Source organism: Lentzea sp. CC55, from assembly GCF_021056325.1.
GTDB lineage: Bacteria > Actinomycetota > Actinomycetes > Mycobacteriales > Pseudonocardiaceae > Lentzea > Lentzea jiangxiensis.
In genome coordinates this window covers 43,340-60,237 of record NZ_JAJCXE010000034.1, presented here as the reverse complement: position 1 = coordinate 60,237, position 16,898 = coordinate 43,340, and the positions used below count along the sequence as shown (strand labels likewise).

Sequence of the window (16,898 nt, the reverse complement as noted above, 5' to 3'; positions counted from 1 at the left end):
CGCACCGAATCCACAGTGGACGGCAACGGCGCCCGCATGCCCGAGACCCCGCCACTTGCGAGGAACTCGGCCGCGTCCGCGACCGCCCGCGCCACCGCGTCGTCCGGCGCGGCGCCCCCGGCGAGCCGGACGGCCGCCGACGCGGCGAACCGGTCCCCCGCTCCGCAGGGATCCGCCGCCCGCACCACCGGCGCGGGCACGGCGACGGGCGTCCCGCCGCAGTGCAGCAGGGCGCCCCGGCTGCCGAGCGTCACCACGACGGCGCGGGCGCGCCAGCGGGCCGCCAGCTCGCGCGCCGCCTCGTCGGGGCCGGCCAGGCCGCTGAACGCCGTGGCCTCGGCCAGGTTCGGCGTCACCAGGCGCGCGCCCGGCACCGGCGCCGGGCCGCGGGGATGCGGGTCCCACACCACCGGGACGCGCGTGAGCACCGACCGCAACCGTTCGTCGCGCAGCAGCCCGCGCCCGTAGTCGGAGGCCAGGACGAAGTCGGCGGACAGCACCGCGTCGAGCATGTCGTCGGTGACCTCGGGCGTTCCCGAACCGGCGCGGTCCACGCGCGCCAGGGAGGTGCCGCCGGACCGCAGCCGCGTCTTGACCGGCACCGCCCCGGTGCGCCCGTACAGGCCGGGGACCTCGACCAACGATCGCAGCCGCTCCCCCGCCTCGTCGCAGGACAGCGCGCTGACCAGCGTCACGTCCACGCCGTCGCGCGCCGCCATCGTCGCCGCCAGTGCGGCGCCCCCGGCTCTGGGGTGCTCGCCGACGACGTCCAGCACGGGGGCGGGGGCGTCCGGGCAGACGCGCTCGACGGTCCCCTCCACGTCGACGTCGAGCAGGGAGTCACCGACCACCACCAGCCTCACGACGCCCTCCTCATCGACGAGGGCAGTGCCGCTTCGAAGGCCTCGCACAGCGCGTGCACGACGACCAGCTGCGCCTCCTGCACGTTGCACGCTTGGCCGGGCAGGGCCAGCGCGTCGTCGGCCAGGGACGCCAGGGGGTTCGGCAGCGGCCCGGTGAGCGCCCACGAGATCGCCCCCGCCCGCCGCGCGGCGTGCACGGCCTCCAGCAGGTTCGGGCTGCTGCCGCTGGTGGACAGCAGGACCACGAGGTCGCCGGGCCGGGCGTGCGCCGTGACCTGGCGGGCGAAGACCTGGTCGTAGCCGTAGTCGTTGGCGATCGCCGTGACGCTGGAGGTCTCGGCGCACAACGCCAGCGCGGAGAACGGCGCGCGGTCGTCGCGGTAGCGGCCGACCAGCTCGGCGGTGAGGTGCTGGGCCTCGGCGGCCGAACCGCCGTTGCCGGCCGCGAGCACCCTGCCGCCGCTCACGAGGAGCCGCGCCAGGTGCTCTCCCCAGCGGTGGATGCGGGAGGACTGGGCGCGCAGCCCCGCCAGGGTGGTCGTCAGCCCGTCGAGGTGGCTCTCTACCGTCACTGGGCCACCGCCAGGTCGCCGGTCGTCCGCGCCCGCCGGTGGACGAGCTCCGTGCGGGCGGCGATCTCGTCCCAGGTGTACTTGGCGTCCACCCTGTCCTTGCCCGCGATCCCGTAGGCGAAGCCGCGCGACGGGTTCAACAGCAGCTCGCACAGCGCCCGTCCGAGTGCGCGCGGATCACGCGGTGGCACCTGCACACCGGTGACGCCGTGGACGACGGTGTCGGTGAGACCACCGACCGCCGACGCGACGACCGGGACGCCGCAGGCCATCGCCTCCAGCGGGACGATGCCGAACGGCTCGTACCACGGCACGCACGCCACCACGTCCGCCGAACGCAGCAGCGCGGGCATGTCCGCACGCGCCACCTGCCCGACGAGGCGCACCCGGTCCGCCACCCCGCACAGTTCCGCGCGGGCGAGCAGCCGGCGCGCCTCGGGGTCGGCCTTCAGGTCGGGCGGCCCTCCGGCGATCACCAGCTCCGCGTCCCGCACCAGCGGCAGCGCTGCGATGAGGTCGTCGAAACCCTTGCGGGGCACGAACCTGCCGACCGACACGATCCTGCGCCTGCCCGTCCGCGGTGCCGCCGGACCGGCGGGGCTGAACAGCGCGGTGTCCACGCCGCACGGCACGACCGCGATCTTGTTCCGCCGCAGGCCCATGGCGAGGAGCTCCTCGACCTCGTCGTCGCACGTGGCGGCGATGGCGTCGGCCTCGTGACCGACCAGGCGCTCCACGGCGATCCGTTCGGCCGGGCTGGTGTCCTGCGCGCCCTGGTGGCGGCGCTTGACCGTGCCGAGGGCGTGGTAGGTGTGCACGAGCGGGATCCGGGTGTGCCGCACGGCGAGCACCGAGGCCAGGCCGGACATCCAGAAGTGGCTGTGCACCACGTCGGGCGGCCGTTCGCCCCAGTCGTGCGCGAGGAAGTGGGAGAACTCGGTCATGTGCGGCAGCAGGTCGTCCTTGGGCACCTGTTTCGCGGGGCCCGCGGGCACGTGCACGACCTCGTAGCCGTCGGGGGTGCCCACCCGGCGGGGCAGGCGGCGCGAGTCGCGCCGGGTGTAGACCACGACCCCGTGACCACGCCGCACCAGCGCGGCCGCCAGCGCGGCCACGTGCACGTTCTGCCCTCCCGCGTCGGCACCACCCAGAGCCGCGAGCGGGCTGGCGTGTTCCGACACCATCGCGATCCTCATCCGATCACCTCCTTCAGGGTCGCGTCCCAGCTGCGCAGGAACGCGTCGAGCCCGTAGCGGGCCAGCGCGGTCTCGCGAGCCCGTCGTCCTTTCTCCTGCGCGAGAACGGGATCCGCGATGAGCTCCCGTGTCGCCGCCACCAGTTCGTCCACGTTCGTCGAGATCGCGCCGGCTTCCGGGGGCACCGCCCTGATCGCCTCCGTGCTCGCCAGCGCGACGACCGGCATGCCGATGTGCATGGCCTCGAGCAGCGACAGCCCGAGAGAGGTCCAGCGCGGGGTGTGCACGTAGACGCGGCGCCGGGCCAGTTCCCCGTGCAGCGCTGCGAGTCCGTGGTCGCCCATGCCGCCGATCTCCTCGGTCCCCATGCCGAACACGTCGATCGGGTCGAACCTCGGCAGCAGGTCGGTGCCGACGATCCGGCCGCGGCGGACCGGCTCGTTGATCACCGCCGCCGCGCGCGGGAGCTCACCGGTGTAGAGCGGTCCGGGGTCGACGACGCCGTGCTCGATCACGACGGTCCTCGTCGTGCCGCAGTCCCACATCAGGTCGTTGAAGTGCGTGACGTGGACCAGCGTGCCGTCCCAGCCGGCCAGCGGGTGCTCCTGCGCCGGACGGCTGGGAGTGTTGTGCTCCAGGTACACGACCGGGATCCCGGACGGCACCTGCGAGAGCTCCTCCAGCCGCTGGACGACCGCGACATCGGCGTCCACTTCGGACGGATCGACCTCCCGCGCGTCCCAGGGCCTCCCGGCGAGCCCGATGCCGTGGGGCGGTCCCGGGACCAGGTACTCGTGGCCGCCCTGGACGAACGAGTGCGTCCAGGAGCCGTGCACGTGCCACAGCAGGATCTTCACGCCGTCACCTCCGCTACAGCGGCCACGACGTCGGCCGGGTCGACCTGGTCGAGGCAGGGATGTCCTGGCACCGGGCAGTCGCGGGCCCTCGTCCCGCGGCACGGCGCGTTCTGGTCGCCAAGCAGCACGTGCCGGCCGTGCGGAGCCCACCTGGCCGCCGGGACGACCGGGGCGAACAGCGACACGACGGGTGTGCCGACCGCGGCCGCGAGGTGGGCCGGGCCGGTGTTGCCGACCACGACGGCCTCGGCGCCGGCGAGCACCCCGGCCAGTTCGAGCAAGCTGGTGCGCCCGCCGAGATCGGTTCCGCACGCGCCCGCGACGTGGCCGGTGAGGGCGGTTTCCGCCGGGCCCCCGGTCACGACCACGCGGTGGCCGGCCGCGGTCAGGGCGACCACGGCCTTGGCCCACCTGTCGGGCGACCACGTGCGGGCGGGCACCGTCGCACCGGGGTGCACCACCACGTACGGAGGGCCCAGCGGTGACTTCGGGGGCTGGACGACGGCCAGGCGGCCGTCGTCGCCCTCCGGGAGCGCGAACCCGGCGGCCAGCGCGACCTCCAGTGCGCGCTGCGCCTCGGGGACGTCCTCGTCGCCGGTCAGACGTACGTCGAGCAGCGAACCGGGGTAGTCGACCGACCGCGCGACGATCTTCGGCAGGCCCGCGAGCCGCAGGACGAGCGCGAGTGGCAGCGGGCTTTGGTGGAACGAGGTCAGGATCAACGCCACGTCGGCGCGCACGCCGTGCAGCAACGCGGTGATGGCCTCGATGTCGAACGGGCGGACCTCGGGAGCCGGGTTCGCGATCCACGGGCACTCCCACTCGATGACGCGGGTGACCCCGGGCAGCAGCTCCGCGGCCCGGACACCGTTCGGGCCGCAGAGGAAGACGACCTCGCCCGCCGTCGCGGCGGCACGCACCGCCGGCCCGGCCAGCAGCACGTCCCCGTCGCTGTCCAGACGCGCGACGAGCGTCCTCACAAGATCATCCCGATCGCGGACCGGAGGTCGGGCGCGGTGCGCGGTGCCCTGTCGACCTCCTCGCGGAGGGTGACCACGGTCGGCACGAGCACCGACGACGCACCGGCTGCGGCGGCCGCGTCCACGTCAGCCCCGATGTCACCGACGACGACAACGCGTTCGGGACGGACGTCCAGGGCCTCGCAGGCCGCCAGCACCAGCCCCGGCGCGGGTTTGCGGCACGCGCAGCCCTCGTCGGGGTGGTGCGGGCAGATCTGCCAGGTGCCGAAGGGACCCAGCAGCTCCTCGACGCGCGCGTTCACGGCCGCGACCTGCTCGTGGGCCAGGATTCCGCGGCCGATCCCGGACTGGTTGCTCACGACGCCGGTGCGCAGGCCACGAGCGCGCAGGGCCCGCAACACCTCGCGGGCGCCCGGCATCGGGGTCACGCGATCCGGGTCGCCGTTGTACGGGACGTCCCGGATCAGCGTGCCGTCGCGGTCGAACAGCACCGCGTCGAAAGGCTCGTCCATAGAGGTGAGTTAGCCGAGAAAAGCGGCTTGAAACGCTACTCGGCGAAGCGCTTCTAGAGCGCCGGGCTGGCCGGCACGTCCTTGCCCTCCCCGATCCCGCGGACCAGGGCCCGGAGGGCTTCCTGCGCGTCGAACTGCGGTTTCCAGCCCAGCTCGATTCGTGCGCGCGAGGCGTCGAGCAGCGGAGACTTCAGCGCGAGGTCCACCCAACCGGGTGGGGTGGGCTGCAGCCGGAGGTGCCAGCTCGCGCTCGCCAGGGCCCTCACGAGCCCTTCCGGAACCGTGACGTGACGACCGCCGAGGGCCTCCGCGAGAACACGGGGAGTGACGACGGGATCGGCCACGAGGTTCACCGCGCCGTGCGGCCGGTGCTTCAGGATGAGGGCCAGTCCGTCGGCGACGTCGTCGGCGTGGACGAACTGCAGCACCAGGCGGCGCGGCAGCGGCAGGACGGGGATGCGCTGCCGGAACAGCGACTTCGGCACCAGCTTGCCCAGGAAGTACTCGTGGATCTCCGACCCGGCGTCGGACTGCAGGATCAGGCCGGGCCGCGGACGCGAGATCAGCAGCTGCGACTCGAACTTGTTCAGCATGTGCTCCACAGCGGCCTTGTGCCTGCTGTAGAACGACGACGTCACGCCGTTGACCGGCCACGACTCGTCCACGTGCCGGTCCTTGCCGCCCGGCGAGTACGCGCCGACGGACGACATGTGCACCAGGTGCGGCACACCGACCTCGGCCGCCGTGCTGAAGACCTGCGCGGAACCGGCCACGTTCGTCCGGTACAGCCGCCGCTCGTCGCGGGAGGGCTGGATCATCCACGCCAGGTGCACCACGGCGTCGGCGCCCTCGAAAGCCGTCTTGAGCACCTCCTCCGCACCGGCCCGGCCGAGGTCGACCGGTGTCCAGGGCACCCCGCGGTACGGCGGCGCGTCGCCCGGCGGCCGGCGGGACATGCCGTGCACCTGGACGTCCGGTTCCTGGGCCAGGCGGCGTAAGAGAGCCGTTCCGACGTTCCCGCTCGCACCGGTGACGACGACCTTCATGAGCGCGCCCTCGCCGTCTCGCGGTCGTTCGCCTTCTGGATGGCGTCGACGAGCTCGTCCTTGGTCATCCGGGAGCGGCCCTCGATCTCCAGCCTCGTCGCGATGTCGTAGAGGTGTTCCTTGCTCGCGTTCGCGTCGACCCCGCCGGCCGTCTCACCGGCGGCCGGGGTTCCGCGCTCGGCCTGCGGGTCGGACGGCCCCTTCTCCTCCTTGGCCTCCCAGTGGTCACCCACCTTCTCGAAGCCGTGCTTCAACGCGGAGAAGGCGGTGCGGTGCGCACGTTCGCCTTCGCCGTAGGACTCCACCGCCGAGTCGTGCGCCTTGATCCACGTCCGTTGCGCTTTCTCCGACGAGCGGGCCACCGTGCTGGGCAGTTCCTGCCGTCCGGGCATGGCTCTCCTCCAAGGTTTTCACCTGCGATGACGGGTACCCGAACGACATGACGACCATGCACGCCATCGATGTCCACAGCCCGCGCGACTCGCAGCTCGTCGGATGGCTCCCCACCGCCACGCCGTCCGAGGTCTCCTCCGCGCTGTCCACCGCCCGGTCGGCCTTCCCCGGCTGGGCCGCCACCCCCGCCGCCGAACGCGGAACGGCGCTGCGCGAAGCCGCGGCGGCGTTGCGGGAACGGGCGAACGACCTCGCGACGGTGGTGGAGACCGAGACGGGACGGCCGTTCGCCTCCGCGCGCGAGGGAGTGCTGGCGGGCGTCTCCACGCTGGAGCAGTACGCCGAGCTCGGCCCGGTCCACCGCGGACGGTCCCTGCTCGGTTCCGCGGTCGACTTCATGGTCCCGGAACCGCGCGGGCTCGTCGTGGCGCTGACGCCGTGGAACGACCCGGTCGCCGTGGCGTGCGGCCTTCTCGGCGCCGCACTGGTGACGGGGAACGTGGTGGTGCACAAGCCGAGCGAGCGCTGCCCGCACACCGGCCTGCTGCTCGCGACCGTGCTGCGGCCGCACTTCCCCGCCGGGGTGCTGCAGACGCTGGTCGGTGACGGCGAGGTCGGCTCCGCGCTCGTCGGCTCCCCCGACGTCGACCTCGTCGCCCACGTCGGCAGCACCGCGACGGGTCGTGCGATCGCGCGCACCTCGTCGGCGAAGTTGTTGCTGGAGAACGGTGGCAACGACCCGCTGCTCGTCGACGACGACGTCGACCCGGTGTGGGCCGCCTCCCAGGCCGCGCTGGGGGCGTTCACCAACGCGGGCCAGCTCTGCACGTCGGTCGAGCGGATCTACCTCCACAAGGCGATCGCGACGCCGTTCCTGGAGGCGCTGTGCGCGCAGGCCCGCGAGTGGAACACCGATCCGCAGCCGCTGGTCGACACCCGGCACCGCGAGTTCGTGCACGAGCAGGTGTCGGGCGCCCTCGCGGCCGGCGCCTCGGCACTGGTGGGCGGGTCGGTGCCCGACGGTCCCGGCGCGTTCTACCCGGCGACGGTGCTGGCGGACTGCGGCAGCGCGATGCGGGTGATGTGCGAGGAGACCTTCGGCCCGGTCGCGCCGGTGCAGCTGGTGTCGTCGTTCGAGGAGGGCCTGACCGAGGCCTGCACCGGTGACTACGGCCTCGCGGCCACGGTGCTGACCGCGTCGATGGAGAACGCCCAGCGCGCCTGGCGGGAGCTGCCGGTGGGCACGGTGAAGGTCAACGCGGTGTTCGGCGGCGCACCCGGCGGTGCGGCACAGCCGCGTGGCGCGTCCGGCACGGGGTTCGGCTACGGGCCGGAGCTGCTCGACGAGATGACCACGACCAAGGTGGTCCACCTCGGGGTTCCCCGCACCAGGTCCTGATCGGCCGGAGACCCCGGCGCCCGGTCCGGGCGCCCTCCCCTCAGTGCCCGGTCCTGATGAGCCGGAACCCGGCCTCCTCCGCCTTCTCCGGCGGCACCACGTCACGGGTGTCGAAGAGGAGCGGCACGCGCACGTGGTGCGCCAGTTCCGGCCAGTCCAGCTCGGCGAACTCCGGCCACTCCGTCAGCACCACCACGACGTCCGCCCCGGCCGCCGCCTCCGCCGCGCTGCCCACCACGGTGATGCCGGGCCGGTTTCCCGTGACGCACGGGTCGTAGGCCGTCAGCGAGGCGCCTTCCCGCGCGAGCATCCCCGCCACCACCAGGGCCGGCGAGTCGCGCAGGTCGTTGGTGCCCGCCTTGAACGTCAGCCCCAGCAACCCGATCCGGGCCCCGGCGAGCGGTCCGGCCTCCGAGCGGATCCGGTCGACGACCCGCCGCGGCTGGTGGTGGTTGGTCGCGATGGCCGCCTCGAGCGTGGCGAAGTCGACGCCGGCGGTGCGCGCCGTCGCGAGCAGCGCCAGCGTGTCCTTGGGCAGGCACGAGCCTCCCCAGCCAGGACCGGGCGCGAGGCACGACGCGCCGATCCTGTCGTCGAGCCGCATTCCCTCCGTGACGCCGTCGATGTCGGCGTTCAGCTGTTCGCACAGTTCGGCCAGCGTGTTGACGTACGACAGCTTCAGCGCCAGGAAGCAGTTGCTCGCGTACTTCACCAGTTCGGCACTGGTGTTGTCGGTGAGGACGACGGGGGCGCGGGTCGGCCCGTACAGCTCGGCCACCTCGCGGGCCTGCCGCTCGTCCTGCGCGCCGACCACGATCCGTTGCGGGCGCAGGAAGTCCTCGACGGCGTGACCCTCGCGCAGGAACTCCGGGTTCGACACGACACCGGGGTGCCTGGCCGCCGTGCCGACGGGCACCGTCGACTTGAGCACGACCGGGGTCGAGGTCTGGCCCAGCACGTCCTCGACGGCGGACAGGTCGGCCTCGCCGTCGGCGCCGGTCGGCGTCTGCACGCAGATGAACGTGTAGTCCACATCGGACAGAGCGCTGCCCTGGACGAACCGCAGGCGGCCGCTCCCCAGCCCTTCCGCGACGAGCTCGCGCAGGCCGGGCTCGTGCAGCGCGACCTCGCCCGCGGACAGCGCCCGCACCTTGGCCGCGTCCACGTCCGCGCACGTCACGCTGTGCCCGAGGTGGGCGAAGCAGGCAGCGGTGGTCAGGCCGACGTAGCCGGCGCCGACGACTCCGATTCGCACAGCACACCTCCCGCGGCGTCCAGGACTTCCTCGGCCGTGATCCGCAGCAGCCCCGGATCCGGGACGTCGGCGAACGTGTCGCCGGTCGTGCCGTGCCAGAGCGCCCGGTGCGGACCCCGGCGCGGTCCCCACAGGGCAGGCGGAACCGGGCCGAACAGCAGCACCGACGGCGTCCGGTAGGCGGTGGCCACGTGGGCGACCCCGGTGTCGCCGCAGACGACGAGCCGGGCGGTGCCGACGAGGTCCATCAAGTCGGCGAGGGTGCCCGCCACGACGTTCGGGCCGACCCGGCGGGCGAGGTCCTCCTCCCCCGGTCCGGCGGTGATCACCACTTCGGGTCCGAGCGCCCGCGCGACCTCGGCGTACCTCTCCGCCGGCCACCTCCGCGCACCCGTGCTCGCGCCGGGGTGGACCACGATCCGGCCGGTCCGCTCTCCCAGGGGTGCCAGCCTGAAGTCGTCGGGATCGCAGTGGATCCCGTGCCGTTGCAGCAGATGGCACCACCGCAGCACCTCGTGCTGTTCGGCGGGCCACTCAAGGGCCGTCACCCTCTCGTCCCACCGGCCGTCGGCGTAGGTGATCAGGCGGCGCGGCTGCGTGGCCAGCAGCCGTTCGACGCTCTGGGGACCCCTACCGTGCAGGTTGACCGCGAGGTCGGGCCGGTGGAAGCCGATCGGCGCCAGTCCCGCGGTGGGCAGCAGCGCGTCCACCGCCTCGATCCTGGACACCGCGTCCGCGAGCCACTCGGGCGCGGCCAGGGTGATCTCCGCCCGCGGGAACGCCGCCCGCAGCCCCCTGAGGGCGGGCACAGCGGTCAGCAGGTCGCCCAGCCCGAGCGCCCGCAGCACCAGGATCCTCACGGCCGCACCCGCCGGTGCCGCAGCTCGCCGCGCACCCGGTGCCAGCAGGCGGCGGGAGGGATCAGCGCGCTCGTCACCAGCATCCGGACGACCTCGCCCCAGGTCCGCGGTCCCGGCGCGATCCGCACGACCGCGAACCACACCGTGCGTCCCACCCACACCGCCGCGAACGCCCCCGCCACGCGGCGCAGGCCGAGCGCTCCGCACAGGACCGCGAGCAGGCCGGACGCCGTGGTCGCCACGTGCGACGGCAGCCGTCCCCGCTGACCTCCGATCCGCGACCGCCACTTCGGCCCCACCAGCCGGCGCATCAGAGCGTCGTCGGCGTTGCCGCGCTGATCGCGGACGCTGGTGAGGAAGGTCGAGGGCTTCACCGGGTGCGTCGTGACGCGGGAGCCGCGCACGATCCGGTAGCCGAGGTCCTGCACGCGCAACGCCAGCTCGGCGTCCTCGCGGTAGGCGCGCGGGAACCGTTCGTCGAACCCGCCCGCCCGCGCCAGGGCTTCCCGCCGGTACGCCATGTCGGCGGTGATCCAGTGGGCGGTGGCGAGGCCCGCCGTGCCGCGCTCGGCGTCGGTCGGCCTGCGGTCCTGCGGCAGCGGCACGACGATCCGCGCCTGGCTCGCCCCGACGTCCTCAGGTAGGTCGGCGAGGTCCGCCCACAGCCGCGCCTTCCAGTCGGGCGCGAGCACCACGTCGTCGTCGAGGAACGCCACCCAGTCGCCCTTCGCCTCCCGCCAGCCGGTGTTGCGCGCGGCGGCCGGGCCGAGGCGGGTCTCGCGGTCGTCCACCACGAGCACCTCGCACGGGTCGGGCCCCTCGCCCTCGGCCAGCGCGCGCAGCAGGACGTCCAGGTTCGGCCGCCCGACGGTGGGGATCACGACGGAGTAGCTCATCGGCGCACCACGAAGGGGCCGATGGCGAGCAGGTCGATCGGGGACGAGCCGAAGCACTCCAGCGCGTCGCGCGGGCTGTCGACCATCGGGCGTCCCGCGGTGTTGAGGCTGGTGTTCACGACCACCGGGACGCCGCTGCGCGCCTCGAACTCGTGCAGCATCCGCTCGAGCAGTGGGTCACCGTCGACGGTCTGGGCGCGGGCAGTGCCGTCCACGTGCACCACGGCCGGGATGCGGTCGGTCCACTCCGGACGGACGTCGTGCACGAAGAGCATGTACGGGCTGGGGATCGGGCCGCGCGTGAACACCTCCGCGGCACGCGAGGCGAGCACCATGGGCGCCACCGGCCGGAACTGCTCGCGGCCCTTCACGTCGTTCAGCCGCGTCAGGTTCTCGGCGTAGCAGGGGTTCGCGAGCAGCGAGCGGCGGCCGAGGGCGCGCGGGCCGTACTCGCTGCGGCCCTGGAACCACGCCACGACCTTGTTCGCGGCCAGCGCCTCGGCGACCTCCAGCGCCACGTCGTCGGACCTCTTGTACGGCACGGCGGCGACCCGCAGCGCCGACTCGATCTCGTCGTCGGTGAAGCCCCGCCCGAGGTCCGCGCCCGGCATCGGCGACACGACGTCCGCGCTCGCGTGCAGCGCCGCTCCCAGCGCGGTGCCCGCGTCCCCGGCGGCGGGCTGGACCCACACCTCGTCGAACGGCCCCTCCGCGAAGATCCTGGTGTTGGCCACGCAGTTCAGCGCCACGCCGCCGGCCATCGTCAGGCGGGTCTCGCCGGTGCGCTCGTGCAGCCACCGCACCAGTTCCAGCAGCACCTCCTCGAGGCGCACCTGCACGCTCGCCGCCAGCTCGGCGTGCTCGCGGGTGAGGTCCTCGTCCTTGCCGCGCTGCTTGGCGAGCGTGCTCCAGTCGAGCGGCCGGATCTCGAAGCCGCCGTCGCGCACCACGACGTGCTCGCGCATCAGGTCGAGGTGCACCGGTTCGGCGTGCGAGGCCAGCGCCATGACCTTGTACTCGTCGCTGGACCGCAGGAACCCCAGGTGCTCGGTCAGGTCCTCGTACATCAGGCCGAGCGAGTGCGGGAGCCGCTGGGACGCGAAGGTCGTCAGCGTCTGGTCCACGTACCGCCCGGCGAGGTGCGAGCCGCACTCGCCGCGGCCGTCGGCCACCAGCACGGCGCAGTTGCCGCCGAAGGGCGCGGCGAGGCCGGTGGACGCGGCGTGCGCGACGTGGTGCGGCACGAACTGGACGATGTCGGGATCGAGACCCGGCAGCGAGGTGGCGAGGAACTGCGGAGCCTTGCGCGCGTAGGTCGTCCGCAGTTCCTCCCATGGTGCGTACTCCGCGTCGACCAGGGCGGGGTCGTAGGAGTACGCGACGGCATCGAGGTCGGCGGCGGTCAGGCCGGCCTGCTCGAGACACCAGCGAGCCGACAGCTCGGGCTGTTCCCACGTGGAGAACGGCACCGGGCGCTTGCCGTGCTTGCGGCGGGAGAAGCGTTCCTCCTCCGCCGCCGCCACGACCTCGCCGTCGACCACCAGTGCCGCGGCGGGGTCGTGGAACACCGCGTTGATCCCGAGAACTCGCATGACGAGCGGCTACCCGGCGAACTCCCGGACAAACGACCGCAGTCCCTCTTCCAGCGGAACGCTCGGCTGCCAGCCGAGGACCTCCCGCGCCAGGGCGATGTCCGGGCGCCGGCGGCGGGGGTCGTCCACCATCGACTCGACGTGGCGGATCACCGACGAGCTGCCGGTCACCTCGATGCTGCGGCGCGCGACGTCGAGCACGGTGACCTCGTCCGGGTTGCCGAGGTTGATCGGTCCGGGGTGCTCGGAACGCGCCATCGCGAGCAGCCCGCGCACGAGGTCGTCCACGTAGCACAGCGAACGGGTCTGCAAGCCGTCGCCGTGGACGGTCAGCGGCTCGCCCGCCAGCGCCTGCCGCAGGAACGTGGGGATCATCCTGCCGTCGTGCGCGCGCATCCTGGGCCCGTAGGTGTTGAAGATCCGCACGATCCCCGTGTCGACACCGTGTTCCGCACGGAACGCGACGGTCATCGCCTCGCCGAACCGCTTGGCCTCGTCGTAGACGCTGCGCGGCCCGATGGGGTTCACGTGCCCCCAGTACGACTCGCGCTGCGGGTGTTCCTCCGGGTCGCCGTAGACCTCGCTCGTCGACGCGACGACGACACGGGCGCCCTTGCGGCGCGCCAGTTCCAGCGCGTGGTAGGTGCCGAACCCGCCCGCCTTCAGCGTGTCCACCGGCATGCGCAGGTAGTCCGCGGGCGAGGCGGGGCACGCCAGGTGCAGGACGAGGTCGACGGGACCGGGCAGGTCGAGCGGCCGCGACACGTCGGCCACGACGATCTCCACCCCGGCGGGCACGTTCTCGCGCGACCCGGTGCGCAACGAGTCGACGCACACCACCTCCGCGCCCTCCCGCAGCAGCGCCTCGCAGACGTGCGAACCGAGGAAGCCCGCCCCGCCCGTCACGACCACCCGTTCAGGCGACATCGAGCACCGTCTTGAGCCAGCCGTCCTCGCGGAGGTCGAACGACCTGTAGGCCTCGATCGCGGCGCTGGGCGGCTCGTGCCGGGTGATGAACGCGGTCGGGTCGACCACGCCGGTGAGCACGAGGTCGAGCAGATCCGGGATGTAGCGGCGGTGGTTGCAGTTGCCCATGCGCAGCGTGAGGTTCTTGTTCATCGCGTCGCCGATCGGGAACTGCCCGAACCCCGGCGGGTAGACGCCGATGATCCCGATCGAGCCCGCCTTGGCGACGAGCTCGACGGCCCACTGCAGGGCCAGCGCCGGCGAGTCGCCCGGCTTCCACTGCTCGTCCCCGCGCTCTCCTGGGCTCTCCGCGTCGACGCCGACGGCCTCGATCACGCGGTCCGGCCCGATGCCGCCGGTCAGGTCCTTCACGACTTCGAGGGGGTCCTCGGAGTTGAAGTCGACGGTCTCGGCGTTCTGCTCGCGTGCCTTGTCGAGCCTCGACGCGATGCCGTCGACGACGATCACGCGGCCGGCTCCCTGCCGTTTCGCCGAGGCGATCGCGAACTGGCCGACCACCCCGGCGCCGAGCACCAGCACGGTGTCGCCGGGGCCGACCTCGGCGAGGCGCGACCCGAACCACGCGGTCGGGAAGATGTCGGAGACGAGGATCGCCTGGTCGTCGCTCACGCCGTCCGGGATGCGCACCATCGTCGTGGCCGCGTACGGGATCCGGGCGAACTCGGCCTGCAGGCCGTTGACCGGGCCGGTCGCCTCGGGCCCGCCGAAGAAGCAGGTGCCGGCGGCCGGGCCGTTCGGGTTCGCGGTGTCGCACTGCGCGTAGTAGCCCGCGCGGCAGTAGGAGCACGTGCCGCACCCGATCGTGGACGGGATCACCACCCGGTCGCCCGGCGAGAACCCGCGCACGGCGGACCCCACCTCCTCGACGACGCCGACCGCCTCGTGCCCCAGCACGGTCCCCTCGACCATGCCCGGCATCGTGCCGCGCACCATGTGCAGATCGGTGCCGCAGATGGCGCTGCGGGTGATCCGGATGACCGCGTCCGTCGGTTCGTGGACCTTCGGGTCGTCCACGTCGTCGAGCCTGATGTCGCCTTCGCCGTGCCACACGACAGCCTTCACGTTTCCGCCTCCCTGCGTCGTCGACCTGGGTCTTCCCGTGGTCGACGGCGGCAAACACCAGCTCAGCGGACTTCCAGGCCGTTCGGCACGGGAGAGCTGCCGGTCTCGGCCCTGTCGGGCCGGGCGTCGTGCACCGCGGCTCCTCGCCGGGGCCTCATCGCTGCCGGGTCAGCCCTCGAGACGGGAGACCAGCACTCCCCCGCGTTCGACGAACGCCTCCGGCAGCCACGGCCGCTCGACCTCGCGGCCGTTCCACCGCGTCTCCCGCACGTGGACACCGGGGGTGCCGGTGGCGAGGATCGTGATGTTCTTCTTCGTGATCCGGGCCTGGGGGAACATCGGGCTGGACAGGTGGAGTTCGGCGCTGCTCGGCGTGCGCGGGTAGAGGCCCAACGCGGCGAAGACGTACCAGGCGGACATCGTGCCGAGGTCGTCGTTGCCGGGCAGGCCGGACGGCCCCGTCTTGTAGACCAGGCGGGCCATCGCGCGCACGGTCTCCTGGGTCTTCCGCGGCTGGCCGAGCTCGTTGTAGATCCACGGCGTGTGGATGCCGGGCTCGTTCGTCGGGTCGTACCGCAGGGCGTCACCGCCGGTGGCCCACGAGCCGTCCGCGCGCTTGAAGAACCCGTCGAGCCTGGTGGCCGCCACTTCCGGCCCTCCCATCGCCTCCGCGAGACCTTGGACGTCGTGCGGCACCATCCACGTATAGGTGGCGCTGCTGCCCTGCGCGAAGCCCTGGTCGGAGGCCGGGTTGAACGGGGTCACCCAGCTGCCGTCGGCCTTGCGGGCCTGCTGGTGGCCGGTGGCCGGGTTGAACGTGTTGCGCCACCAGCCCGCGCGCTCCTCCATCGCCGCGTCCGGCCGGCCGAGCCTGCGCCCGAGGTCGGCGAGCGCCCGGTCGGCCACGGCGTCCTCGAGCGTCTCGGCGGCGCCTCCCCAGCAGTGGCAGGTGTCGTGGGGCGCGTAGCCGAGCCTCGTGTACTCCGCGAGGTTCGGGCGCTGGCCCTCGCACTGGCCCGGGCAGCCCTTGTCGGACAGGCCGTCCGGGTGCGGGACGGTCGCCTGGCGCAGCAGTGAGTCGTAGGCGGCGTTGACGTCGAAGTCCCTGGCGCCCATGGCGTACATGCCCGCGATCGCCGGTGCGGACGGGTCCCCGGTCATGACGTGCGTCGGGCCGGTGATGTGGACCCAGCGGTCCCACACCCCGCCGTTGCGGCGCGAGATCTCCAGCAACGACTGGGCGAAGTCGCTCGCCACGTCCGGGGCCAGCAGCGCCAGCAGCTGCGTGTGGGCTCGGTACTGGTCCCAGCCGGAGAAGTTGCCGTACCGCGTCGGCCGGCCGACGTCCGTGATCACGTTGGGCTGCAGGAAGGTGTGGTACAGCGCGGTGTAGAAGACCGTGCGCTCGTCGGTCGTGCCGCCGTCGACCTCGACCGCGCGCAGCTGCTTCGCCCACGCCTTGCGCGCTTCTTTGGCCACGTCGTCCACGGTCGCGCGCTTCGGGATCTCCGCGGCGAGGTTGCGCTTCGCCGCGTCGAGGCTCGTGTAGGAGATGCCGACGCGCATGCGGACCTCGCTGTCCGCGAAGGACACGTAACCACCGGACCCCCGGCCCGCACGGGCGCTCCCGGTCAGGTACCCCTCGCCGCCGCTCGCCTGCGTCGTGCCCGGCCGCAGCTCGCTGTCGACCCACGTGCCGTAGTTCGCGATCGGGCGGTCGAACGACGCCGTGAAGTGCAACCGGTAGTAGGTCTTCTGGTTGTTCGTGCCGCCGTTCGCACGGCGGCCGCAGAACGCGCCGGTCAGCACCGAGCCGGAGACGCTGCCGGTCGCCGGGTCGATCGTGATGTCGGCGTCCTCGCTGCCGTTGAGCGAGTTGGAGGTGCGGAACAGCAGCGAACCGCTGACCGGGAAGGTGAACTCGCCGATGCCCGCGCGGGTCGTGACGGACAGGTCCGCCGTGGCACCGGACGCCAGGCCCACCCGGTAGCGGCCGGCCTCGGCCTTCTCGTCGGCGTGCGAGAAGTCGCTGGCGAAGATCTCGTCCCGGGTGTCCGCCGTCGGCGACGAGGTGATCTCGCCGACGTGCGGCATGATCGGGACGTCACCCGCGGCACCGGGGTGGCAGCCCGCCCCGTTGACGTGCGTGAGGCTGAAGCCGCGGACCCTGGTGGCGTCGTGGGCGTACCCGTTGGCGGCACCGGTGCCGGTCTGGTCGCCGCGGGTCGACGTGGGGCTCCAGGAGATCATCCCGAACGGCCGCACGGCGCCCGGATAGGTGTTGCCGCCGCCCGCCGAGCCGATCAGCGGGTCGACGTACCGGGTGTCGTCTCTCACCGCCGCGCTCGCGGGGGTCGCCAGTGCGGCGGTGAGGACAGTGACCAGGAGGACCGGGAGCGCTCTCACGTCCCGGACCCTAACCCGGTT

The 16,898-nt window shown here is 73.2% G+C and carries 16 protein-coding genes; 1 reads left to right on the top strand and 15 read right to left on the bottom strand.

Features of this window, described 5'->3' with window-relative positions; genetic code table 11:
• From L6E10_RS25925 to L6E10_RS25890, 8 genes are all read right to left on the bottom strand, one after another.
• A partial coding sequence (locus tag L6E10_RS25925) for a PfkB family carbohydrate kinase (RefSeq protein WP_236222257.1) occupies window positions 1–863 on the bottom strand: 863 nt, incomplete at its 3' end.
• On the bottom strand, window positions 860–1,435 hold the full coding sequence (locus tag L6E10_RS25920) for an SIS domain-containing protein (RefSeq protein WP_090096321.1): 576 nt from the start codon (window positions 1,433–1,435) through the stop codon (window positions 860–862). The genes L6E10_RS25920 and L6E10_RS25925, both read right to left, overlap by 4 nt.
• Window positions 1,432–2,631, bottom strand: a complete 1,200-nt coding sequence (locus L6E10_RS25915; RefSeq protein WP_236222255.1) for a glycosyltransferase — start codon at window positions 2,629–2,631, stop codon at window positions 1,432–1,434. Before L6E10_RS25915 ends, L6E10_RS25920 begins: the two co-directional genes overlap by 4 nt.
• On the bottom strand, window positions 2,628–3,488 hold the full coding sequence (locus tag L6E10_RS25910) for a glycosyltransferase (protein ID WP_236222253.1): 861 nt from the start codon (window positions 3,486–3,488) through the stop codon (window positions 2,628–2,630). Before L6E10_RS25910 ends, L6E10_RS25915 begins: the two co-directional genes overlap by 4 nt.
• Entirely contained in the window at window positions 3,485–4,468 is a 984-nt protein-coding gene (locus L6E10_RS25905) for a glycosyltransferase family 9 protein (RefSeq protein ID WP_236222251.1), read from the bottom strand. The genes L6E10_RS25910 and L6E10_RS25905 overlap by 4 nt, the downstream gene beginning before the upstream one ends.
• Window positions 4,465–4,980, bottom strand: coding sequence for an HAD-IIIA family hydrolase (locus L6E10_RS25900; RefSeq protein ID WP_236222249.1), 516 nt, complete (start codon window positions 4,978–4,980; stop codon window positions 4,465–4,467). Before L6E10_RS25900 ends, L6E10_RS25905 begins: the two co-directional genes overlap by 4 nt.
• A 53-nt stretch (window positions 4,981–5,033) precedes the next feature.
• Window positions 5,034–6,026, bottom strand: coding sequence for an NAD-dependent epimerase/dehydratase family protein (locus L6E10_RS25895; RefSeq protein ID WP_236222247.1), 993 nt, complete (start codon window positions 6,024–6,026; stop codon window positions 5,034–5,036).
• A complete protein-coding gene (locus L6E10_RS25890; RefSeq protein ID WP_090096315.1) occupies window positions 6,023–6,418 on the bottom strand; it encodes a ChaB family protein in 396 nt (131 codons plus the stop codon). The genes L6E10_RS25895 and L6E10_RS25890 overlap by 4 nt, the downstream gene beginning before the upstream one ends.
• A 47-nt stretch (window positions 6,419–6,465) precedes the next feature.
• Between L6E10_RS25890 and L6E10_RS25885 the strand changes: the two genes are divergently transcribed.
• Window positions 6,466–7,818: an aldehyde dehydrogenase gene (locus L6E10_RS25885; protein WP_236222245.1), complete on the top strand. Its 1,353-nt coding sequence runs from the start codon at window positions 6,466–6,468 to the stop codon at window positions 7,816–7,818.
• Between the two features lie 40 nt (window positions 7,819–7,858).
• Here L6E10_RS25885 and L6E10_RS25880 read toward each other — a convergent pair whose 3' ends face one another.
• The 7 genes from L6E10_RS25880 to L6E10_RS25850 all read right to left on the bottom strand — a co-directional run bounded on the left by L6E10_RS25880 (window position 7,859) and on the right by L6E10_RS25850 (window position 16,877).
• Window positions 7,859–9,073, bottom strand: a complete 1,215-nt coding sequence (locus L6E10_RS25880) for a UDP-glucose/GDP-mannose dehydrogenase family protein (protein ID WP_236222243.1) — start codon at window positions 9,071–9,073, stop codon at window positions 7,859–7,861.
• Window positions 9,034–9,933 carry a glycosyltransferase family 9 protein gene (locus L6E10_RS25875; protein ID WP_236222242.1) on the bottom strand — a complete coding sequence of 300 codons (900 nt, stop codon included), beginning with the start codon at window positions 9,931–9,933 and terminating at the stop codon, window positions 9,034–9,036. The genes L6E10_RS25880 and L6E10_RS25875 overlap by 40 nt, the downstream gene beginning before the upstream one ends.
• Window positions 9,930–10,829 carry a glycosyltransferase gene (locus L6E10_RS25870; protein WP_308102878.1) on the bottom strand — a complete coding sequence of 300 codons (900 nt, stop codon included), beginning with the start codon at window positions 10,827–10,829 and terminating at the stop codon, window positions 9,930–9,932. The genes L6E10_RS25875 and L6E10_RS25870 overlap by 4 nt, the downstream gene beginning before the upstream one ends.
• Window positions 10,826–12,421 (bottom strand): carbamoyltransferase C-terminal domain-containing protein, encoded by a 1,596-nt coding sequence (locus L6E10_RS25865; protein ID WP_236222240.1) that lies wholly within the window; start codon window positions 12,419–12,421, stop codon window positions 10,826–10,828. The genes L6E10_RS25870 and L6E10_RS25865 overlap by 4 nt, the downstream gene beginning before the upstream one ends.
• A 9-nt stretch (window positions 12,422–12,430) precedes the next feature.
• Entirely contained in the window at window positions 12,431–13,348 is a 918-nt protein-coding gene (locus tag L6E10_RS25860) for a UDP-glucuronic acid decarboxylase family protein (RefSeq protein WP_236222239.1), read from the bottom strand.
• Window positions 13,338–14,471, bottom strand: a complete 1,134-nt coding sequence (locus L6E10_RS25855) for a zinc-dependent alcohol dehydrogenase (protein WP_236222238.1) — start codon at window positions 14,469–14,471, stop codon at window positions 13,338–13,340. Before L6E10_RS25855 ends, L6E10_RS25860 begins: the two co-directional genes overlap by 11 nt.
• A gap of 168 nt (window positions 14,472–14,639) precedes the next feature.
• On the bottom strand, window positions 14,640–16,877 hold the full coding sequence (locus L6E10_RS25850) for a GH92 family glycosyl hydrolase (RefSeq protein ID WP_236222237.1): 2,238 nt from the start codon (window positions 16,875–16,877) through the stop codon (window positions 14,640–14,642).
• Between the last annotated feature and the right edge of the window lie 21 nt (window positions 16,878–16,898).